A 23,759-nucleotide genomic window follows, 5' to 3' on the forward strand; every position below is an offset into this window, starting at 1 on the left:
AAGTTGTCAAAAAACAAAAAAACAGAAATTGATTTTTTTGACTCGAAAGGGTTGCCCATTGAATTTACCTAATCGGCTTAGTAGAATTTTATTTAAATTTACTTTAATTTTAATCTTTGCTTTATTGTCGGTCAAGCTAGTTCACGCAAAAACCGTTCAAAACTCAAGCCCCCTTATTCATAAAAATTCATCAATTATTAGTCAGTTTGGTAACTTTTCCGATGCCACAGGGCCATCTTTTATAGAGGGAACTTCAAATTCTGTTAATTCTCAAACTGAAGGTGTAACAAGAACAAATTTTGAAAAGGGAATTCAAACAGCCGGTTCAGTTGATACAGCCCTTCAGTTATTTGAACAATCACAAGCCATTGAATTCGCCCAATACTTCAGGAAAGAAGTTGTGGGAAAACCGCCTTCTGTAGCTGAAATCAGCCAGACGTTATGCAATCTATCCCGAATTACGGGAAATAAGCCGGCGCTGATTTATCTAGCTTCCTTATCAGAAGAACTGCGAAATTTATATGTTTTACCGAATTCTTCCGATGCAGCCGGCTGTGACAAAGTTGCCGAGAAAACCCTCCCAATTGATCGAGTCGGACAACAAGTTATTCCTGACGCGAATCGCAACGCAATTAAGGAAACTGTCACCGCTTGGCGGGAAGAAATTGGACTGCCTCCTATTGGTTCTGGAAATGGGTCGATCAATAACGCTCAAAAACTCTATGAATGGCTTGTTAAGCCTTTAGAAAACGATTTAGAAGCAAACCAGATAGATACGTTAGTTTTCACGATGGATGCGGGTTTGCGGTCGATTCCCATCGCGGCTTTACACGATGGAAAACAGTTTCTCATCGAAAAATATAATGTTGCCTTAATTCCAAGCTTTGGTTTAACAGATACCCGATATGTTGACGTAAGAAACTTACCAATTTTAGCAATGGGTGCGTCAGAATTTGAAGATGCTAGCCCATTGCCGGCAGTGCCGGTGGAACTCTCGACAATTTTAAGACTTCCTTGGCAAGGTGTTCCTTTTCTCAACGAAGAGTTTACCTTAGAAAAGCTAAAATCTGTCTATAATCAGCAGCGTTTCAGGATCATACACTTCGCGACTCACGGGCAATTTGTTCAGGGAAATGTCAGTCAATCTTACATTCAGTTTGCAAACTCAAAACTGCGTTTAGATCGATTGCGAGAAGTCGCCGAAGAATTGAACTGGGCAGAATCTCCAACCGTAGAAATGCTGGTTTTAAGTGCCTGTGAAACCGCCTTGGGAGATGAACCAGAATTAGGGTTTGCCGGCTTAGCCGTTCAAGCCGGCGTCAAATCTGCCTTAGCAAGCCTTTGGCGCGTTGATGACAGAAGCACATTAGCACTCATGAGCGAATTTTATTTACAATGGAGTAAAACACCGATTAAAACAGAAGCCCTCAGACAAGCTCAATTAGGAATGCTGCGCGGAAAAGTCCGAATAAAAGAGGGAAAATTGTGGCTTTCAGAAGGCAATCCGATTACCCTCCCACCCAAAATTTCCGAACAAGGGGATCTAAACTTCTCTCACCCCCACTATTGGGCAGGGTTCACATTAATCGGAAACTGGAATTAAACAAACGAATTATAGTAAAAATAATCCGTAGTGATAGGCATTTATTTACGCTTCTTCAAAAAACAAAGATTTCTCAAAAAAATCATCTATCGGGTTAAAATAAAAATTTATAATCAAAAGAAATTGAATAAAATTAACGAAAAAACCGCAAAAATTGCGCTGACAGGAACTCACTAAAAATAAAACAGTAACCGATATTAAATACTTCTTATGCAAGCACCATTACCAGATAGCGAAGCAGAGAGACTCAAAGCACTAAGAGAGTATAACGTCCTCGACACACCGGCAGAAGCAGACTTAGACGATCTCACCCATTTAGCCGCTTATATTTGTGGCACTCCCATCGCCTTAATCAGCTTAATCGATGCAAACCGGCAGTGGTTCAAGTCGAAGCGGGGTTTGGAAGCCTCAGAAACACCCCGCGACATTGCCTTCTGCGCCCATGCCATCAAGCAACCAGACGTTTTTATTGTTCCCGACGCAACCACTGACGAACGCTTCGCCACAAACCCCCTCGTCACCTCTGAACCCAACGTGCGGTTTTATGCCGGCACCCCCCTAATTAACGCTGAAGGACACGCCTTGGGCACCCTGTGCGTCATTGATCGCGTCCCGCGCAGCCTCAACCCAGAACAGGAGGAGGCATTACGCGCCCTTGGGCGGCAAGTCATTAAACAACTGGAACTGCGGCGCAATTTAGCCACCCTGACCCTTGCCACCACACAGCGCCAACAAGTCCAAAAGCGCAGCCGGCACTTCTTCAAAAGCGTAGCAGGAGGGTTTGGGTTAGCATCAGCAATTCTCGTCCTAATTGGCGTAGTTTCATATCGCAATATCAACGAATTGATTGAAACTTCTAACTTAGTAGAACGTACCCACCAAGTTCTTGAAAGTCTCGAAAGCGTTTTAGCAAATTTGACCTATGCTGAAACCGGGCAGCGCGGCTACATTCTCACCAACGATGAGTCTTATTTAGAACCTTATAACACAGCAATTCCCAGCCTCAATCAAGACCTGGAAATGCTCAAGCAACTGACAGCAGATAGCCCTAAGCAACAGCAACGGCTAATGATGCTGCAACCTGTAATTGGTAAAAGAATTGACGCACTTAGCGAAATCGTTCGCCTGCGAAAAGAGCAAGGATTTGAGCCGGCATTACAGATGATCCAGACGAACCAAGGCAGAATTTTGATGGCTCAAGTTCGCCAGATGCTCGCGGAGATGGAGAACGAAGAAAAGACGTTGTTAAGTCAGCGCAAGGCCGCAGCAAACGCACTAGCTCAACAAACAATCTTCACTTTCTCTATTTGTATTTTTCTGGCTTTTGTCATCCTCGCTGCGGTGTATTATCTCATCTATCGCGAGATCGCCGAACGCAAGTTGACAGAGGAATCACTGAAGCAAGAACGCAATTTTATCTTTGCAGTGATTGATACAGCAAGCGCTCTTGTTGCAGTTTTTGATCCGCAGGGGAATGTTATTCGCTTTAACCGCGCTTGCGAACAGATCACAGGTTACTCAGTCGATGAAGTCAGGGGCCGGTCTTTATGGAACTTATTTTTAGTTCCGGAAGAAATAGAGCGGGTGAAAGAAGTTTTCCAGCAGCTAATAAGCGGTCAGTTCCAAAAGAAGGAGTCTGAAAACTACTGGCTAACCAAAGATAAAAATCGCCGGCTAATTGCCTGGTCAAACACCGTTCTTTTGGACAGTGAAGGAGCCGTTGAATACATCGTCACCAGTGGCATTGATATCACCGAACGTAAACGCGCCGAACAGCGTTTGACAGTACAGCACGCGATCTCACGCATCTTGGCAGAGTCAGCCACCCTCAACGAGGCAGCCCCGAAAATTCTGCAAGCTATCTGCGAAAACCAGGCATGGGATTTCGGCGAACTCTGGAGCATAAACGCCCTAGCCAATACGCTCTACTGTGCCCAAACCTGGCACCAGCCATCAAAAGAAGTCTCGGAGTTTGAAGCACTCGCCCATCTGAGTGTCTTTATAAAAGGCGAGGGAATGCCGGGACGTGTGTGGGCAAGTGGCGAACCGACGTGGATTGAAGATGTTGCGAAAGATGCCAACTTTCAACGCGCCGAAATTGCTCGTCGGGCAGGATTACACGGCGCTTTCGCTTTGCCGGTTCGGGATGAACATGAAACCCTAGGGGTTCTCATTTTCTTTAGCCGGCAGATCGAAGAACCTGACGCAGATTTGCTGCAAATGATGACAGCAATAGGGAGCCAAATCGGTCAATTTGTCAAGCGCAAACGCGCCGAAGAAGGGCGACGCGAAAGTGAAGAAAAATATCGCTCAGTTGTTAACAATATTAAAGAAGTTATTTTCCAAACAGACGCTGCTGGAATGTGGGCTTTTCTCAATCCAGCCTGGTCTGAAATTACCGGATTTGCTATCGAAGAAAGTATTGGAACAAACTTTTTAGATTACATCCATCCAGATGACCGGCAGCGGACTTCCGAACTATTTCAATCCCTGATTTATCGCAAAAAAAAGTCTTGCCGAGCAGAAGTTCGTTATTTAATTAAACATCAAAATCCGCTCCTGGCAATTTCCAAAAATGAAGGAGAGGAAACCCATAGAAATTACCGCTGGATCGAGGTTGATGCCCGTTTAGCAGTAGATAGCACCGGCACGATCTGCGGCACCTTTGGCACCCTCAACGATATCACCGAGCGCCGGCGCACAGAAGAGGCGCTGCGGGTGAGCCAGGAACGATACGAGCTAGCAATCAGTGCCGGTGATGTGGGAGTCTGGGACTGGAATATTGCCACCCATGAAATGTATATTGACCCCACTATTAAAGCCGTACTTGGTTATACAGAACTCGATATTCCCGATACCTTAGAAGGCTGGCGATCTTTAGTGCATCCTGACGATTTACAGCGGGTATTAGAAGTCACTCAGGCACATTTAGAAGGAAAAACCTATCAGTATGAAATCGAACATCGGCGGCTGCATAAAGATGGTAGCTTCCGGTGGTTTCTCTCTCGCGGCAGCGCCTTTCAAGATGCGGAAGGCAAGATGTGTCGCATGACCGGCACTGATACAGATATTACTGAACGTAAGCTCGTACAAGAAGCGCTAGAAAGAGAGCGCCGGCAACTCAAGCAAATTATTGCAAATGCGCCGGTAGCAATGGCAATGTTTGATCGAGAAGTTCGCTATCTTGCATACAGTAATAAGTGGCTAATTGATTATAACTTACAAGGTCAATCGATTATAGGCAAAAGCCATTATGAACTATTTCCCAACATTCATAAACGCTGGAAAGCTATTAATAAGCGGGCGCTTCAAGGTGAGGCAATTTCCAGTCCTGAAGATGTATTTGAAAGCGAAAATAAATCTAAAATTTATTTTCGCTGGGCAGTTCACCCGTGGCTAGAGCGCGATGGTTGTGTGGGCGGCACGGTTGTGGTTACTGATAGAATTAATGAGTTGGTAGAAGCACGGGAAGCCGCTTTAGAAGCCTCTCGATTTAAATCTCTATTCCTGGCAAATATGAGCCACGAAATCCGCACGCCGATGAATGCGGTATTAGGGATGACCGGCTTGCTTTTAGACACCTCTCTAAACCCTGAACAACGAGATTTCGTTGAAACCATTCGGATTAGTGGGGATGCACTCCTGAGCTTGATTAACGAGATTTTGGATCTCTCCAAACTTGAAGCCGGTGAGATAGAGTTAGAAGTCTTAAACTTTGACTTATCGGTTTGTATTGAAGAAATGTTAGATTTGCTGGCTCCTCCAGCTCATGCAAAAGGAATAGAAATCGCTGCGTTAATTGATGAGAATGTTCCCGTTTATATTCAGGGAGATGCCGGTCGCCTACGGCAAATTCTAATGAACTTGATTGGCAATGCTATCAAATTCACCAGTTCTGGAGAGGTGGTAGTCCGCGCAGAATTGCTCTCCAAAACGGAAACAAATGCAAGCCTTTATTTTGCTGTAATAGATACCGGCATTGGGATTCCCCTCGAAGCTCAACGCAAACTTTTTGCCCCCTTCACTCAAGTAGATGCTTCCACAACTCGCAAGTATGGCGGCACGGGTTTAGGCTTAGCAATTTGCAAAGAACTGGTAACTTTAATGGGAGGAAAAATTGGGGTAGAAAGTCAGTTAGGCCAAGGAACTAAGTTTTGGTTTACCATTCCTTTTGTGCTAGGAAGTCAGCCTGTTATTATTTGCAAACAAGATTTTAATTTATTGAGTGGCCGGCGCTTATTAGTCGTTGATGATAATGCCACGAATCGAAAGGTTGTCCACCATCAAGTGACTCGCTGGGGAATGCAGGTGGATGAGGCTGACAGTGCTGCTGCCGCTTTGCAAGCGCTTCAGGAAGCTTGGGAGCAGAAAATGCCTTATGATGTGGCTGTCCTCGATATGCAGATGCCTCAAACAGATGGTTTGAGTTTGGGAGAGCAAATTAAGGCAAATTCAGCTTTAGCAAGGGTGCCTTTAATCATGCTGACTTCTACGAATCAACGAGATGAAGTGAAGCAGGCATTAAAAATAGGATTTGCTGCTTATTTGGTTAAACCTGTTAAGCCATCACGTCTCCTCGATACGATTCTCACGGTTTTGGATACCTCAGAGCGACCTGTTGCGATATCTGATGGGGAGTATTTATCAAAACCGGCAGATCCATTACCAGAGGTTTCTGGAAAGCCTAAGTTAAGAATTTTGATAGCTGAAGATAATTCGATAAATCAGAAAGTCGCTCTTAAACAGCTCAGCAGTGCGGGTTATGAAGCAGATGTTGCTGCAAATGGAGAAGAAGTTTTGCAGCTATTAAAAACGATTCCCTATGATTTGGTTTTAATGGACTGTCAAATGCCCATTCTTGATGGGTTTAATACTACCATTGAAATCAAGCGCCGGCAGGAAAATGCCTTTGCAGCCGGTCGTCGTCCGGTGGTGATTGCGATGACGGCAAATGCAATGAAAGAAGATCGAGATCGGTGTTTGAGTGCCGGCATGGATGACTATCTGAGTAAGCCGGTGTCGAAGGAAAAACTGATAGCAACCATCGAACGCTGGAGTCATTACAAGCAGGCAGAACAGAAAGCAGCTACTGATAAGTTGGCAGATGTCAGTGAGGACAAAGAGGCAGAAGCCGCTGAGTTTGATTGGGAACATTTGCATAGTCTCTCAGAAGGAAATGCAGAATTTGAATTGGAACTGCTGCAAATGTTTGTTGAAGATAGCCAGATCCACTTGGAAAAGGCAAAAACTGCTATTGCCGGTCATAATATTCGGCAGTTGCAGCAAGAATCTCATCACTTGAAAGGTTCTACCGGCAACATTGGTGCCACAGCAATGCATCTAGCCGCCGCGAAGTTAGATCAGCTTGCTCACCAAGAAGAGTTAGAAGGAATGCTAGATTTAGTTTCAGATTTAGAGAAATTTTTAAAACAAATTGAACAACTCATTAATAACAGAATAAATTAAGCTATTTGTTAAAAAATAATGCAGATAATGGAGCAAAATCGAGGATTGTGTTGCCAATTTTCCGTAAAATAACCTGGGGCAAAATCTTTTTAAGAAGGAAGTTTTAAGGAACTCAACTCCTTTATAATAAAAAAATGTTATACCCCTTTTGAATCTGGCCGGCTTCATGTCTCACCTGCTGATTATTGATGATGACCCAATCGTTCGGGCTGCCTTAAAAAGAACCCTACAAAACCAAGGTTATGAGGTGACTGTAGCGAGTAATGGTGAAGAGGGAATCATCCAAGCTCAACAAATTAAGCCGGCTCTGATTATTTGTGATTGGGTTATGCAGCCTGTGGATGGCTTAGAAGTCTGTCGTCAGATTAAAGACAATTCAGAATTATCTGCCACATTCTTTATTTTGCTGACGGCTAAAGGCAAAGGCAGTGATAAAGAATCTGTAGATGAGCGCGTGAAAGGACTCGATGCCGGCGCGGATGAATTTGTTTCCAAACCGATTGATATGGAGGAAGTGAAAGCGCGAGTACGGGCGGGTTTGCGCTTATATGAACTTAACCAAACATTGCAACTCCAAAAGCACGCTTTGGAAGCACTTAACCAGGAGTTACGCGCCGATTTAGATGAAGCAGCGGAATATGTAAGTTCGCTTTTACCGGCACCGTTAGCCGGCAATATCACCACAGAAGCCAAGTTTATTCCATCCGCTCAATTGGGAGGAGATTGCTTTGATTATTACTGGCTTGACAGCGATCATTTAGCAATGTATTTACTTGATGTTTCCGGGCATGGAGTCGGTTCGGCGCTGTTGTCAGTTTCTGTGCTGAATGTTCTCCGGACACAATCTTTACCCAACACCGATTTTTGCCGGCCTAGTGAAGTTTTAAGCGCTCTTAATAATGGTTTTCAAATGAGCGCCCAAGGTGATAAATACTTTACAATTTGGTACGGAGTTTATAACCCGGTAAACCGGCAACTCGTGTATGCCAATGCCGGCCACCCACCAGCGATACTGCTATCGGGTGCATCTGAGACAGCCATACAAGTTCAGCGTTTAGAATCCACCGGGATGCCCATTGGTTTTATCCCTGACGCTGATTTTGATGAGGCTTTTTGTGAGATCCCACCAAGCAGTACGATGTACATTTTTAGTGATGGGGCTTATGAGATTCTTCTGACAGATACCCAAATCTGGGGGCTTGAGTCTTTCATTTCTTTCCTGATAGATTCTCAACAGAAAACAAATTTCTGCTTAGATAAACTTATCGATTATATTCTGTGTTTAAATTCAAAAAAAGTTCTTGATGATGATTTATCCTTGTTACGAGTAAATTTTAACTAAAGCCTAAACTCCTCAATTTTTACTAATATTTAAGACATAATCGGACATTTAAAAATAGAAATTTGTCCTGATTCATGCCACATAAAACCATCAGCTTATTCAGTTTTCAGGATAGCATTGTTAAACTCGTCTTTGTCCGCAAACGACTCTAAAACTCGATCCATTTTCGTTAATTCAAACAGCATTTTCACTTCAGGGTTAATCGAGCAGACAAAAAGTTTACCTCCGACAGTTCTCACCATTTTCCTTGCTGATAAAAGGGAACCTAACCCGGAACTGTCCATAAAGGGCACATCTTGAAGATCGATTAGCACAATATCCGGTTTGCTTTCCACAACATCGCTAATCTCCCGACGTAACTGGTTGCCTTTCGGCCCATCTAAAATACCAGAAGGTTGAACAACTTTGACAACTTTACTCATGTGATTGGACTCTTAGTTTCTCGTAAATTTTCGTGTTTTCTCAGTTTAACTGTAACAAGATTTATGCGCTAGCCTGCACTCACATCTTTGTATAATTCGCAATACAAAGATATGCAACTTCTGGCAAAAATGATTTAAGTTTTTAGCGCCAATTTCCCACCAAAACATAGGGTGCCCAAAAATAGGGGATTTTATACCGGCGCTCTTGCAAAAGACTTAACTGAGCGCGTCTGAGTGCTTCAGCTTTACTGACAGTGCTTTCCTTCGCTAACTCCTCATAAAACCGAACCATCAAAGTTGCAGTAGAATTATCACTCACTTTCCATAAAGTCGCCAATGTGCTGCGTGCTCCTGCTCTCACAGCGATGCCGGCTAATCCCAAGGCTGCGCGACTGTCGCCTTCTGCGGTTTCACACGCACTGAAAACAAGTAATTCAATGGGGCGAGATAAATCTTCTTCTTTTCCTCGAAGTAAGCTGTCTAAATCCTTAACATTAATCACTCCATCCCAACTAAGGACAAATGTTTTCTCGGCTTGGGAGCTAAATTGACCGTGAGTGGCGATATGCACGACCGGAAAAGGAGACAATTTGATTTCTTTTTGCAGATTACTATTCGTAAATTCCTGATTTAACAATATCCGGCTCGGAACTTTATCGTTAATTTGTTGCAATTCTCGTTCCACATTGGGAAGTTCGGAAAACCCTTGACGTTCTTTAGAAATGCCGGCTGTCAGAACTTCAAGTTCCTCTCTCGCCAAAGGTTGCGGAGGAAGTAGCTGTAAGCCAGGAGTTACGGCAATACTGTATTTTTCAATTAAATACTGCTGTCCATCGTGCAACGCACCCATTGGGACATTCCGCAATAAGCCATCCAGCACAAACACCAAAGTTTGCGCGTTGCTTTGCTTGAGTTCTGCCTCTGCCGGTCGGATCAACCAGTCGTATACTTGTTGTGAAGATTGCAAAACTTGCTGATTATTAGCAGCCAGCCGTCCGATATCTTGTTGTAGTTCATTAACAATGCTTTCAATTTCTTGCTGAGGTTTTAGCGTGCTGTAAAGGCGCAAAGAAGATTGTGGTAATGCTAAAATTACCGCTAATCTATCTTTCAAAATAATCGGATAAATAATGGCAGCACCGGCATCTACTTGATCAATCTGCACCGGCTTCGCATCTAAGCAAGCTTCTTGGAAGAAGTTATCCAACTCAGCAAGTTGAAGAGACTCAATAACCTGACGCGCTTGACGCAAATTTTCTTGACTATTTTTGTCTTCTGTGGTAATTAATAAATCAACTAATTCTCGATAAACAGGTTCTACACTTTCTCGAAAAGAAAATTGCACATCTGGATTATCACGATTGATCGCGACTAAATCGCTACGGAGAGATTGGAGGGTTTCAACTGCGACTGAATAAGCCTTGATTGCCTCCTTCTTTTCTCCTCGATCCTTTAATAGCCGTCCTAATTGCCATTGCCAGCGATAAGCAATATCTGAAGCATTCATTGATTGAGCTAAAACAAGGGCTTGCTGGGTGAGATTTTGGGCTTCTTGAGATTGCTTACTTAGCTCATATAATTCCCCCAAACTTCCCAAAGCGTAAGATTCAGCTCGTTGATCTTTTAGAGTTTTGCCTTGTTGAACGGCTATTGCTAAAACGTTTGCAACATCCGTTATTTGCGTTTGATTGTTATTGGTTAATTTGTCTCGATTATTAACAAATGATAGTAAACTGTGGGCCAGATTAATTCGAGCATAGACTGACCGACGACTCGCTGGCAATTGCTCGATTTGCAACTGAATTGCCGGCAGTAAAGATTCAGCCTCACTAAATTGTCGGCTGCCGGCAAGCAAGCTAAACTGGTTAAGCTGTGCTTGCAACCGCATTTTTGATGAAGAAGAAATTTCAGCAGCCGCTTGATAGGCATCAAGAGCAGCTTGGGTTTCGGCTTTTTCTGTTGCTGTATTTTTTAAAACAATTGCTCTTTGGGCTATTGCTCTAGCAGTATTTCCCAAACCCAGTTGAGCAGCGCTGATGGCTGAATTTGAATCTAGTTCTTGCGAAACTTTTAAACTTTGTTGCAACAAGTTGCGGGATTTTTCTAATTCACCACTGACTCGCAAGGCGTTTCCTAAACTTCGTAATCCTGTTGCCTTTATTAAAGAATTGGGTTGATTTTGTAGGGATATTTCTACCTGCTCTAATGTCTTCCTAGCTCGGCGGTAGAGTCCTAAAGCTTGCATCGCTTGAGCTTGATTGATTTGACTGCCAATTGCCCCTTCTGTGTCGCTAATTTGGGAATATGCGGCAGCAGCTTCTTGCCAAGCGGCTAAGGCTTCTTCGGGTTTTCCTAAAGCAAGTTGCAAATGCCCTTGAGTATTTAAAGCTTGAGCGAGAATGGATAACTGTTCTGTGCCGGTGTTGCGATTTTCATTTGTTTGCAGTATAGCAAGACTGGAAGCGATCGCTTCGCTTGCTTCTTGCCATTGTTCGAGTTGTTGATAGGCAAGAGACAAATAGTTGAGTGCTAGTGCCTCATTGAATCTATCTTCCGAAGTTTTGAATACAGTTGCCGCTTGTTGCCAGACGGTTGCGGCTTGTGCAAATTGTTCTGCTTGAAAAAATTCCCGCCCCTGTTGCATGAGCTGTTGGGAACTGGGGGAAGATTGGGCAACAGCAGCTAGGTTTTTAAATTTAGCCAAGCTCCCCTTAAAAAGGGGAAATTCAGTAATTGTTATAAGATTGAATATGGAAAAAATTAAAATTCCCAGAAAAAATTGAAGCACCCACTTTTTGCCGGCACCCCGATCCAAATAGGAGCGAAAGCGAAGAAGTATATTTTTACAAAATTGTCTTAGAGGCATGGTTGTAGAATCTCAGTTTAAAGGACATTGTTGTTGCGTGAAACGGGGATTGTGGGGGGAGGCTCCCGGCACCTGTGCGATGAGTTCCACTTGCCCTTTGGAATTTATGATCCATCCTTGTGCTTCAATCAGTTGGATAGGGCTAGTTGCTGAGTCTTGCCTATTGCCGGCAATTCTTATCTGTTCCTCTGTTCTAGAATTCGCTCGTTCCCCGGCAATGGGTCTTAAATCAATCCAAGTGGCTTCATCCGCAATTGCTTCATAAGGATTCGGAGGTAAACCGCCTCTGCCGGTGACGTTGAATTCGCTTTGATTCTTACCCCGCCGGCAGGTAGAAGCAACTAATTGGGTGGCATCAACTGGAGTTTCTGGTAAGTTTAATAATCCTTGAGCGGGGTCAACATTAGGGGTGTTCACACTGACGGTTCCACTTAGGGATGAATCTGCACCTGTTGCCGTGATGTCACTACTCGGAAGTCGGGCAGGATCTAATAAAAGCGGATCACTGGTGTTGAGCAAACGTTCAAGATCTTCGGGGGTGCGAAACACAGAACCAAAAATGGCTTGAGCATTGATGGTAATGTTGCCGCCACGGGCATCTTCAGAATTGGCGCTGATGTCGCTATTTTCTATTGCAGCAATCACATCAGTATTGACAGCCATGTTCCCGCCTGTGACTTGGGGGCCGGTGGCATTTGTGGTGATCCGACTGCCTTGGCGTAGGATTAAGGCAGAAGAGCGCACATCAATATTTCCCCCACTTTCTCCTCCGCTAGCGTTGGTAGAAATGCTGCTGCCATCACGCAAGGTGATGGAGGGGGAGCGTAACTCGATAGTTCCTCCCCCTGCTGAGGTTTCTGCTGTCAAGCTGCTAGTGTTTGACAGCCCGATAGAACCAGCATCCACTCTGAGGTTGCCTGCTTTTCCTTCTCCAAGACTGCTCACGGTAGCTATCGCCCCATCGGCTACTCGTAAGCGGGCAGTTTCAATGGTCAAATTGCCCCCCTCTCCCGTGGCTTCGGGTCGGACTGAAGCAGACAAGCCGCTGGCATACTGACCATCGGCTGAAGTGCCAATCACTTCCACGCTATCGCTGGCCTTGACCGTCAAATTTCCCGCTTTGCCAGAGCCAAAGGTACTTGTTGATACCCGTGCCCCATCGGATACTCGTAAGCGAGCGGTTTCAATGGTCAAATTGCCCCCCTCTCCGGTGGCTCCGGGTTGGGCTGAAGCACTCAAGCCGCTGGCATACTGACCATTGGCTGTCCTGCCAATTAGTTCCACCGTATCGCTGGCCTTGACCGTCAAATTTCCCGCCTTGCCAGGGCCAAAGGTATCTGTTCCGACCTGTGCCCCATCGGATACTCGTAAGCGAGCGGTTTCAATGCTCACATTGCCCCCCTCTCCCGTGGCTCCCCGTGCGGCTGAAGCACCCAAGGCGCTGGGAATCTGACCATCGGCTGAAGTGCCAATTAGTTCCACCGTATCGCTGGCCTTGACCGTCAAATTTCCCGCCTTGCCAGAGCCAAAGGTATCTGTTCCGACCTGTGCCCCATCGATGATTCGTAAGCGAGCGGTTTCAATGGTCAAATTGCCCCCCTCTCCCGTGGCTCCGGGTTCGGCTGCAGCACCCAAGGCGCTGGAAAGCTGACCATCGGCTGTCGTGCCAATTAGTTCCACCGTATCGCTGGCCTTGACCGTCAAATTTCCCGCCTTGCCAGAGCCATAGGTATTTGTTCCTACCTGTGCCCCATTGATGATTCGCAAGCGAGCGGTTTCAATGGCCAAATTGCCCCCCTCTCCCGTGGCTCCGCGTTGAACTGAAGCAAACAAGCCGCTGGCATACTGACCATCAGTTGAAGTGCCAATTAGTTCCACCGTATCGCTGGCCTTGACCGTCAAATTTCCCCCCTTGCCAGAGCCAAAGGTACCTGTTGATACCTGTGCCCCATCGGATACTCGTAAGCGTGCGGTTTCAATGTTTACATTGCCCCCCTCTCCCGTGGCTTCGGGTGCGGCTGAAGCACCCAAGAGGCTGGGATACTGACCATCGGCTGAAGTGCCAATCAGTTCCACCGTATCGCTGGCCTGGACCGTCAAATTTCCCCCCTTGCCAGGGCCAAAGGTATTTGTTGATACATCTGCCCCATCGACGACTCGTAAGCGAGCGGTTTCAATGGTCAAATTGCCCCCCTCTCCCGTGGCTCCGGGTTCGGCTGAAGCAGCCAAGGCGCTGTAAAACTGACCATCAGTTGAAGTGCCAATTAGTTCCACCGTATCGCTGGCCTGGACCGTCAAATTTCCCACTTTGCCAGAGCCAAAGGTATTTGTTGATACATATGCCCCATCGACGACTCGTAAGCGTGCTGTTTCAATGGTCAAATTGCCCCCCGATCCTGTGGCTCCGGGTTCGGCTGAAGCAGCCAAGGCGCTGGCAGACTGACCATCGGCTGAAGTGCCAATTAGTTCTACCGTATCGCTGGCCTTGACCGTCAAATTTCCCGCCTTGCCAGAGCCATAGGTAGCTGTTGATACATATGCCCCATCGGATACTCGTAAGCGTGCGGTTTCAATGGCCAAATTGCCCCCCTCTCCCGTGGCTCCTTCATTGACTGAAGCACTCAAGGCGCTGGGACCCTGACCATTGGCTGTCCTGCCAATCACTTCCACCGTATTGCTGGCCTTGACCGTCAAATTTCCCCCCTTGCCAGAGCCAAAGGTACCTGTTGATACCAGTGCCCCATCGGATACTCGTAAGCGAGCAGTTTCAATGGTCAAGTTGCCCCCCGATCCTGTGGCTCCGGGTTCGGCTGAAGCAGCCAAGACGCTGGGAATCTGACCATCAGTTGAAGTGCCAATTAGTTCCACCATATCGCTGGCCTGGACGGTCAAATTTCCCGCCTTGCCAGAGCCATAGGTAGTTGTTACTACCTGTGCCCCATCGGATACTCGTAAGCGAGCGGTTTCAATGGTCAAATTGCCCACCTCTCCGGTGGCTCCGGGTGCGGCTGAAGCACGCAAGGCGCTGACATACTGACCATCGGCTCTAGTGCCAATCACTTCCACCGTATCGCTGGCCTGGACGGTCAAATTTCCCCCCTTGCCAGGGCCAAAGGTACTTGTGGATACCTGTGCCCCATCGGATACTCGTAAGCGAGCAGTTTCAATGGTCAAGTTGCCCCCCTCTCCGGTGGCTCCGGGTTGGACTGAAGCACGCAAGCTGCTGGAAAACTGACCATCAGTTGAGATGCCAATCACTTCCACCACCTCCGATGCGCGGACGCTCAGAGTTCCCCCCTGTTCTGAACCTTCGGTGAGAGCCAAAATGGCTGAGCCATCACTCAGCGTTACCCGCCGTCCTGCTACAAAAACATCCCCTCCCCCTGCACCACTGGCATCAACCGATGCCGCCCTTGAAAGACTAATATCCTGAAAATTGTTAATGCCAGGGTAGCTCAATGCCATACCTTGATTCGTGGGGGTTAGCGTCACCAGTGTTTCTGCGGCGACGCTGCCCAATTCTATTCGTCCACCTTCTGCGGTGAGGTTGCCGCCTTCTAGTGCTAGATTACCGCCCAACAGTGCTAAGGTTTGACCGGCTGCCACCTGAAGTCCAACAGGCCGGTTATCCCTGATGGTGGCAAAAGTCTCTGGATCGTAACTGAGATTGTTACCTGGCCCCTGTACCGCAATATTTCCGGGATTTGGCCCCATCTGCAAGCCCACCGGCACACTCACGGTTAATAAAGGCGTGGTTTGAGGTGATGTCGCATTAAATTGTGTGCCATCAGCAAAGTTAATTAGACTTGCTGTACTGGCTAAAAATGAGCCACCAATATTTAATGCAGCATTCGGGCCAAAGATAATTCCGTTCGGATTAATTAAAAATAAATTAGCCGTGCCGTTGGCTTGAATTAACCCATCAATATTAGAGATCGAGCCACCCGTTACCCTTGTCAGGATGTTTTGAATACCGGCAGCGTTATTAAAGAACGCAGTGCCGTTTGTTGGGATAGAAAATTGTTGAAAGCTATGAAATAAATTGGTGCCGGCACTCGTTCCGCCTTCAATCACACTGGTATTTCCCTGTGGAGTAACAGTAGAATTCACCGGCAACGTTGCATCCGGGACAATTTGCGCTTTTACTTGATCAGATAAACTGATAAAAGTCAATAAGAAAAAATAACTAGAATATCTGAGGAAATGAGTTAATTTGTCACTACATATGAGTTTATTGGTCATGGCATTGCTGTGGGATGAATCGGGGATTTTGAGGAGTGGTTGCCGGCACCTGTGCGATGAGTTCCACTTGCCCTTTGGAATTTATTATCCATCCTTGTGCTTCAGTAAGTTGAGGATTAAGAGTTGAGGCAACCTTGTTGGGCGCAGCAGTGAGCGAGGAATTGTCTGATTCTCCCCGGTTTGAGAACTGCCCTAGAGCCGGTCTTAAATCAATCCAAGTCGCTTCATCCGCAATTGCTTCATAAGGATTCGGCGGCAAACCCCCTCTGCCGGTGACGGTGAATTCGCTTTGTTCCTTATCCTGCTGGCAGGTGGAAGCTATCAAGCGCGTCGCATCAACCGGCGCTTCAGGTAATTTCAATAATCCTGAAGTGGGATCAACTTCGGGAGTGTTGATACTAACGGTGCCACTGAGCGAAGAATCTGCACCCGTAGCCGTGATGTCGCTGGTGGCATCGCTTGCTTGTTCTCGGAATTCGGTTCCGAAGATACTTTGAGCGTCAATCGTCACTGTACCCCCCTGAGATTGCTCGGAATTAGCGCTGATATCACTATTTTCTAGGGCCGCGATCACATCGGTGTCGAGGGTGATATTGCCGCCGATAGCGGTGCCGGTGGCGTTGGTGGTGATGCTGCTATTGCGGCGCAGGATTAGCAAATTTGTGGAAACATTGATGTCGCCTTGACTGCCCGATCCAGTTTCAGCAACCAGGCTTGCTTGATTATCGAGCAGGATTGTGTCTGCCATGACAGTAAGCGTACCCGGTGAGAACTCTCCTTGACCACTGACACTGATTTGTGAGCCATCCGAGATTGTTAATTGGCCGGCAATAATCGTCAAGTCTCCAGCATTGCCACTGCCTATCGTTTCAGATGTTATAACCGCTCCATCCGAGAGAATTAACCGGCCTGTTTCTACTGTCAAGTTGCCCCCATTGCCGGTGGCTTCTGAATCGACAAGCGTCTCAAACTGGCTCCCATTCCCAGAGCCATTTAACCCGCTCAAAGTTACTGATTCAGTGGCTCGAACCGTCACATTGCCGGCATTGCCTTGAGCTTCAGTTGAAGAGGAAATGACGGCTCCATCCAAGAGGGTTAACCGGCCTGTTTCTACGATGAGATCGCCTGAATTGCCGGTGGCTTCTGGATTTGGCCCGACTCCAGCCTGCAAAATGCTGGAACCTCCAGAGCCATCTAACCCGCTCAAGGTTACTGATTCTGTGGCGCGAACTATCAGGCTGCCGGCATCACCTTGACCTTCAGTTGTGGCGGAGATGAAGGCTCCATCCATGAGGGTTAATCGGCCTGTTTCTATGGTGAGATCGCCTGAATTGCCGATGCCTTCTGGCCCAGGGCCGGTCTGCACATTGCTGGGAAAGCCAGAGCCATCTAACCCGCTCAAGGTCACTGATTCTGTTGCACGAATCGTTAGGCTGCCGGCATCACCTTGACCTTCAGTTGTGGCGGAGATGAAAGCCCCATCCAAGAGTGTTAACCGGCCTGTTTCTACGGTGAGCGTGCCTGAATTGCCGGTGGCTTCTGAATCGACTCCAGCCCCCAACCTGCTGGCATCTCCTGAGCCATCTAACCCGCTCATGGTCACTGATTCTGTGGCGCGAATTATTAGATCACCTGCATCGCCTTGACCTTCTGTTGTGGCAGAGATGGCGGCCCCATCCATGAGGGTTAATCGGCCTGTTTCTAGGATGAGATCGCCTGAATTGCCGATGGCTTCTGAATCGACTCCAGCCTGCAAAATGCTGGAACCTCCTGAGCCATCTAACCCGCTCATGGTCACTGATTCTGTGGCGCGAATCGTTAGGTTACCCGCATCACCTTGACCTTCAGTTGTGGCGGAGATGAAGGCTCCATCCAAGAGCGTTAACCGGCCTGTTTCTACGATGAGATCGCCTGAATTGCCGATGGCTTCTTGCCCAGGGCCGGTCTGCACATTGCTGGGATCTTCTGAGCCATCTAACCCACTCAAGGTTACTGATTCTGTGGCGCGAATCGTTAGGTTGCCGGCATCGCCTTGACCACGGGTTGTGGCGGAGATAACGGCTCCATCCAAGAGGGTTAACTGGCCTGTTTCTATGGTGAGATCGCCTGAATTGCCGGTGGCTTCTGAATTGACTTCAGCAAACAAACCACTTCCCCTCCCAGACGCATTTAACCCACTTAAACTCACCGATTCAGTCGCGCGAACTGTCAGGTTCCCTCCATCGCCTTGACCGCGAGTGGAAGAGGAAAGAAAGGCTCCATCCAAGAGCGCTAACTGGGCTGTTTCTACGGTGAGAGTGCCGGCATTTTCCGTGGCACTCGGAAAGACTTCTGCTATTACAGCACTCGGAAAACTTAATGGATTAGAACCGCTTAATTCCACGTTTTCCGAGGCGCGTAAAGTCACATCTCCCCCAGGTTGGTTTCTCAACGTCAACGCCACGATCGCTGAACCTTCGGTTAGGAAGATTGATCTTCCTTGCAGTTGGATCTCGCCCCCACCGTCGCTGCTAGCATCTAAAGAGGCGGCTGCTTTTAAGGCAATATCTCGGAACTCCCCGACTTCTGAATATCCAAACGCCCAACCCGTGTCTGTCGAAGTCAAACGAACTGTGCTGTTCTCCGCTACACTGCCGAGTTCAACGTGACCCCCGCCTGTGGTGAGATTTCCCCCAATTAGCTCGATTTCACCGCCGACCAGCGCTAAGGTTTTATCCTGAACCTGTAAGCCAGCCGGTCTATTTTCCCGTCGTAATGCCCGTGTTTCTGGATCTTGGCTCAGGTTATTTCCTGGCCCTTGCACAACGATTTTGCCGGGATCTGACCCCATCTGCAAACCCACCGGCACACTCACCGTTAGTAATGGAGTTTGAGGAGTGAGCGCACTAAATTGTGTGCCATCGGCAAAATTTACATGACTCGCGGTACTTGCTAAAAATGATCCCCCAATATTTAAGGAAGCATTCGGGCCAAATATAATTCCGTTGGGATTAATTAGAAATAAATTGGCGGTGCCATTGGCTTTTATTAATCCATTAATATTAGAAATTGAGCTTCCCGTAACTCGACTAAAAATATTCTGAATATTGAGAGAATTGTTAAATAAAGCCGTACCGTTGGTTGAAATTGAAAATTCTCGAAAGCTATGAAATAAATTTGTGCCGGCACTCGTTCCGCCTTCAATAACACTGGTATTCCCTTGTGGGGTAACGGTAGAATTCACCGGCAACGTTGCATCCGGGACAATTTGCGCTTTTACTTGGGCAGATAAACCCAAATAAGTCAATAGGAGATAATAACTAAAATATCTGAGAAAATAAATTGATTTGTCACAACATATTCGTTGATTGGTCATGGCACTGCTGTGGAATGAATTGGGGAGTTTGAGGGGTGAGTGCCGGCACCTGTGCGACGAGTTCCACTTGCCCTTTTGAATTAATTATCCATCCTTGTGCTTCAATCAGTTGAGGACTGGTCACTATTGAGTCTTGGCTATTGCCGGCAATTCTTGTCTGTTCCTTTATTGCAGAATTCGCTCGTTCCCCGGCAATTGGTCTTAAATCAATCCAAGTGGCTTCATCCGCAATTGCTTCATAAGGATTCGGGGGTAAACCGCCTCTGCCGGTGACACTGAATTCGCTTTGTTCCTTACCTCGCCGGCAGGTAGAAGCAACTAATTGGGTTGCATCCACAGGCGTTTCGGGTAAGTTTAGTAATCCTTGAGTGGGGTCAACATCAGGGGTATTGACACTCACGCTCCCACTTAAGGAAGAATTCGCTCCAGTGGCGGTGATGTCACTACTCGGAAGTAAGAAAGGATCTAACAGAAGCGGATCAGTGGTGTTGAGCAAACGTTCAAGATCTTCGCGAGTACGAAACACAGAACCAAAATTAGCTTGAGCATTGATGGTGACAGTTCCCCCTTGAGCTTGCTGAGAATTAGCTCTAATGTCACTATTTTCTAAAGCCGCAAGAATGTCGGTGTTGATATTAATATTGCCGCCCGTTGCGGTGCCAAACGCATCGCTGATGATAGCACTGCCACCACGCAGAATTAATAGTTGAGCATTAAGATTGATGTTACCTTGATTGCCAGATTCAGTTTGTGCCAACAAACCAGCATTATTATCCAGCAGAACATTTTCTGCGTTAACAGTCAGAGTGCCGGCAGAAAAACCACCCCTAGCACCTACGCTGAGTAGCGAGCCATCTTTTAATGTTAACTGCTTAGCATCAATTTCTAAGTTTCCAGCATTGCCATTACCAATTGTTTCAGATGTGATGGCGGCGCCATCCAAAAGCGTTAACTGACCTGTTCGTACTGTTAGGCTGCCGGCATCCCCAATGGCTTCTGAACCGACAACTGCCTGTAAGTTGCTGCCAAACCCAGAGGCACTTAATCCGCTTAAGGTCACCGATTCCGTGGCGCGAACAGTCAAGTTACCCCCATTGCCTTGACCCAATGTTGAGGAGATGATGCGGGCACCATCCAAAAGGTTTAACTGAGCTGTTTCTATTGTTAAATTGCCGGCATCCCCAATGGCTTCTGAATCAACCCTCGTCTGTAAATTGCTGCCAAACCCAGAGGCACTTAATCCGCTTAAGGTCACCGATTCCGTGGCACGAACGGTCAAGTTACCCCCATTGCCTTGACCCAATGTTGACGAGGAGATGCTGGCACCATCCAAAAGGTTTAACTGAGCGGTTTCTACTGTCAAATTACCGGCATCCCCAGTGGCTTGTGGACCGACAACAGCCGTATTTAAATTGCTGGCAGTCCCAGAGGCAGTTAACCCGCTTAAAGTTACCGATTCCGTGGCCCAAATTGTCAAGTTACCCCCATTGCCTTGACCCGATGTTGAGGAGATGATACTGGCACCATCCAAAAGGGTTAACCGACCTGTTCGTACTGTTAGGCTGCCGGCATCCCCAGTGGCTTTTGAACCGACTCTCGTCTGTAAATTGCTGACAATCCCAAAGGCATCTAACCCGCTTAAGGTCACCGATTCTGTAGCGCTAACTGTCAAGTTACCCCCATTGCCTTGAGCCAATGTTGACGAGGAGATGCTGGCGCCATCCAAAAGCGTTAACTGAGCTGTTTCTACGGTTAGGCTGCCGGCATCCCCAAAGGCTTCTGAACCGACAGCCGTATTTAAATTGCTGCCAAACCCAAAGGCATTTAACCCGCTTAAGGTCACCGATTCCGTGGCGCTAACTGTCAAGTTCCCCCCATTGCCTTGACCCAATGTTGACGAGGAGATGCTGGCACCATCCGAAAGGTTTAACTGAGCGGTTTCTACTGTTAGGCTGCCGGCATCCCCAGTGGCTTTTGGACCGACGACATCCGTCTGTAAATTGCTGCCAATTCCAGAGGCAGTTAACCCGCTTAAGGTCACCGATTCCGTGGCCCGAATTGTCAAGTTACCCCCATTGCCTTGACCCCCAGTTGAGGAGGAGATGCTGGCACCATCCAAAAGGGTTAACTGAGCGGTTTCTACTGTTAAATTGCCAGCATCCCCAATGGCTTCTGAACTGAGGACACCCGTATTTAAAGTGCTGCTAAACCCAGAGGCATCTAACCCGCTTAAAGTCACCGATTCCGTAGCGCTAACGGTCAAGTTACCCCCATTACCTTGACCCAATGTTGAGGAGATGATGCCGGCGCCATCCGAAAGGGTTAAGCGACCTGTTTCTACTGTTAAATTGCCGCCATCCCCAGTGGCTTTTGGACCGACAACCGTATTTAAAGTGCTGCTCAACCCAGAGGCATTTAATCCGCTTAAGGTCACCGATTCCGTGGCGCGAACGGTCAAGTTACCCCCATTGCCTTGACCCAATGTTGAGGAGCCAATGGCGGCGCCATCCAAAAGGGTTAACCGAGCTGTTTCTACTGTCAAATTGCCGGCATCCCCAGTGACTTCTGAAGCGACTATAGCCAGTAAAGTGCTGGCGTTCCCAGAGGCATCTAACCCGCTTAAAGTTACCGATTCCGTGGCCCAAATTGTCAAGTTACCCCCATTGCCTTGACCCGATGTTGAGGAGCCAATACGGGCACCATCCAAAAGGGTTAAGCGACCTGTTTCTACTGTCAAATTGCCGGCATTGCCAATGGCTTCTGAACCGACGACACCCGTCTGTAAATTGCTGCCCAACCCAGAGGCATCTAACCCGCTTAAAGTTACCGATTCCGTGGCGCTAACTGTCAAGTTACCCCCATTGCCTTGACCCAATGTTGAGGAGGCAATAGTGGCACCATCCAAAAGCGTTAACTGAGCGGTTTCTACTGTTAAATTGCCGGCATCCCCAACGGCTTCTGGACGGACTATAGTTTGTAAATTGCTGACGCCCCCAGAGGCATCTAACCCGCTTAAGGTTACCGATTCCGTGGCGCTAACTGTCAAGTTACCCCCATTGCCTTGACCCAATGTTGAGGAGATGATGCTGGCACCATCCAAAAGCGTTAACTGAGCTGTTTCTACTGTTAAATTGCCGGCATCCCCAGTGGCTTGTGGACCGACAGCCGCCTGTAAAGTGCTGCCCAACCCAGAGACATCTAACCCACTTAAGGTCACCGATTCCGTGGCGCTAACTGTCAAGTTACCCCCATTGCCTTGACCAAATGTTGAGGAGCCAATGCGGGCACCATCCAAAAGGGTTAACTGAGCTGTTTCTACTGTCAAATTGCCCCCGTCGCTAGTACCTTCTTGAGCAACTTCTGTTGTTAAAATACTTGGAAAGCTTAATGGATTAGAACCGCTTAATTCCACTTTCTCAGAAGCACGTAAAGTGACATCTCGCCCCGGTTGGTTTCCCAAAGTCAACGCCATGATTGCTGAGCCTTCACTTAAGGAAATCGATCTCCCTTGCACTTGGATATCACCACCGCCATCGCCACTGGAATCCAAAGATGCTGCGGCTTTTAGCTGGATGTCTCGAAACTCCTCAACTCCTGAATATCCTAAACTCCAACCATTATCTGTGGCCGTTAGGCTAACGGTGCTGTTATCTGCCACACTGCCAAGTTCTATTCGTCCGCCATCAGTTGTCAGATTTCCCCCTATCAGCTCTATTTCACCGCCTACTAGGGCTATGGTTTTATTCTCAACCTCTAATCCTGCCGGTCTGTTATCTCTGATCAGCGCTCCCGTCAATTGGCTTCGCGTGATATTATTTCCTGAACCCTGCACCACGATTTTTCCGGGATTTGGCCCCATTTGCAAGCCCACCGGCACACTCACGGTTAATAAAGGCGTGGTTTGAGGTGATGTCGCATTAAATTGTGTCCCATCAGCAAAGTTAATTTGATTGGCTGTACTGGCTAAAAATGAGCCACCAATATTTAATGCAGCATTCGGGCCAAAGATAATTCCGTTCGGATTAATTAAAAATAAATTGGCCGTGCCGTTGGCTTGAATTAACCCATCAATATTAGAGATCGAGCCACCCGTTACCCTTGTCAGGATGTTTTGAATACCGGCAGCGTTATTAAAGAATGCAGTGCCATTGGTTGGAATTGAAAATTGTTGAAAGCTGTGGAATAAATTTGTGCCGGCACTCGTTCCGCCTTCAATCACACTGGTATTGCCCTGTGGGGTAACGGTAGAATTCACCGGCAACGTTGCATCTGGAACAATTTGCGCCCCAGCTTTTGGAAAAAAGGACGAAAAGCTTAACAGTAAAAAGCCAAAAGATAAAAAAACTTTTTGGCTTAAACTTTTTGAGTTTTTATCTTCTTTGATAGTTAGCCGGCTATGGGTTAAAGTGGCAAACAGTCGGCGATTTGCTGTAACAGATGCTTTCATGTCTTGCTGGTTCATA

General features: G+C 47.1%; 8 protein-coding genes. 3 read left to right on the forward strand and 5 right to left on the reverse strand.

Annotated features, from left to right (window positions below; genetic code table 11):
* The first annotated feature begins 58 nt into the window (after positions 1–58).
* From H6F73_RS10575 to H6F73_RS10585, 3 genes are all read left to right on the forward strand, one after another.
* Positions 59–1,603, forward strand: a complete 1,545-nt coding sequence (locus H6F73_RS10575; RefSeq protein WP_190758736.1) for a CHAT domain-containing protein — start codon at positions 59–61, stop codon at positions 1,601–1,603.
* A gap of 210 nt (positions 1,604–1,813) precedes the next feature.
* Positions 1,814–7,069, forward strand: coding sequence for a PAS domain S-box protein (locus tag H6F73_RS10580; RefSeq protein WP_190758737.1), 5,256 nt, complete (start codon positions 1,814–1,816; stop codon positions 7,067–7,069).
* A 166-nt stretch (positions 7,070–7,235) separates the two neighbouring features.
* The gene (locus tag H6F73_RS10585; RefSeq protein ID WP_190758738.1) at positions 7,236–8,411 is read left to right on the forward strand and encodes a SpoIIE family protein phosphatase; all 1,176 of its coding nucleotides are present in this window, start codon (positions 7,236–7,238) and stop codon (positions 8,409–8,411) included.
* 95 nt (positions 8,412–8,506) lie between these two features.
* Here H6F73_RS10585 and H6F73_RS10590 read toward each other — a convergent pair whose 3' ends face one another.
* The 5 genes from H6F73_RS10590 to H6F73_RS10610 form a co-directional block, all read right to left on the reverse strand.
* Positions 8,507–8,833, reverse strand: coding sequence for an STAS domain-containing protein (locus tag H6F73_RS10590; RefSeq protein ID WP_190758739.1), 327 nt, complete (start codon positions 8,831–8,833; stop codon positions 8,507–8,509).
* A gap of 142 nt (positions 8,834–8,975) precedes the next feature.
* Complete coding sequence (locus H6F73_RS10595) at positions 8,976–11,537, reverse strand: CHAT domain-containing protein (RefSeq protein WP_242072411.1); 2,562 nt, start codon at positions 11,535–11,537, stop codon at positions 8,976–8,978.
* Positions 11,538–11,711: 174 nt separating this feature from the next.
* Complete coding sequence (locus H6F73_RS10600) at positions 11,712–15,941, reverse strand: filamentous hemagglutinin N-terminal domain-containing protein (protein ID WP_190758741.1); 4,230 nt, start codon at positions 15,939–15,941, stop codon at positions 11,712–11,714.
* Positions 15,931–19,296 carry a filamentous hemagglutinin N-terminal domain-containing protein gene (locus H6F73_RS10605; protein ID WP_190758742.1) on the reverse strand — a complete coding sequence of 1,122 codons (3,366 nt, stop codon included), beginning with the start codon at positions 19,294–19,296 and terminating at the stop codon, positions 15,931–15,933. The genes H6F73_RS10600 and H6F73_RS10605 overlap by 11 nt, the downstream gene beginning before the upstream one ends.
* Positions 19,271–23,758: a filamentous hemagglutinin N-terminal domain-containing protein gene (locus tag H6F73_RS10610; RefSeq protein WP_190758743.1), complete on the reverse strand. Its 4,488-nt coding sequence runs from the start codon at positions 23,756–23,758 to the stop codon at positions 19,271–19,273. The genes H6F73_RS10605 and H6F73_RS10610 overlap by 26 nt, the downstream gene beginning before the upstream one ends.
* Between the last annotated feature and the right edge of the window lies 1 nt (position 23,759).

Source organism: Microcoleus sp. FACHB-68, assembly GCF_014695715.1.
Lineage (GTDB): Bacteria > Cyanobacteriota > Cyanobacteriia > Cyanobacteriales > Oscillatoriaceae > FACHB-68.

Bases quoted from the DNA above. Each gene is read 5' to 3' on its own strand.
- H6F73_RS10580 (WP_190758737.1), top strand. From the start codon at position 1,814: ATGCAAGCACCATTACCAGATAGCGAAGCAGAGAGACTCAAAGCACTA.
- H6F73_RS10585 (WP_190758738.1), top strand. From the start codon at position 7,236: ATGTCTCACCTGCTGATTATTGATGATGACCCAATCGTTCGGGCTGCC.
- H6F73_RS10590 (WP_190758739.1), bottom strand. From the start codon at position 8,833: ATGAGTAAAGTTGTCAAAGTTGTTCAACCTTCTGGTATTTTAGATGGG.
- H6F73_RS10600 (WP_190758741.1), bottom strand. From the start codon at position 15,941: ATGACCAATAAACTCATATGTAGTGACAAATTAACTCATTTCCTCAGA.
- H6F73_RS10605 (WP_190758742.1), bottom strand. From the start codon at position 19,296: ATGACCAATCAACGAATATGTTGTGACAAATCAATTTATTTTCTCAGA.
- H6F73_RS10610 (WP_190758743.1), bottom strand. From the start codon at position 23,758: ATGAACCAGCAAGACATGAAAGCATCTGTTACAGCAAATCGCCGACTG.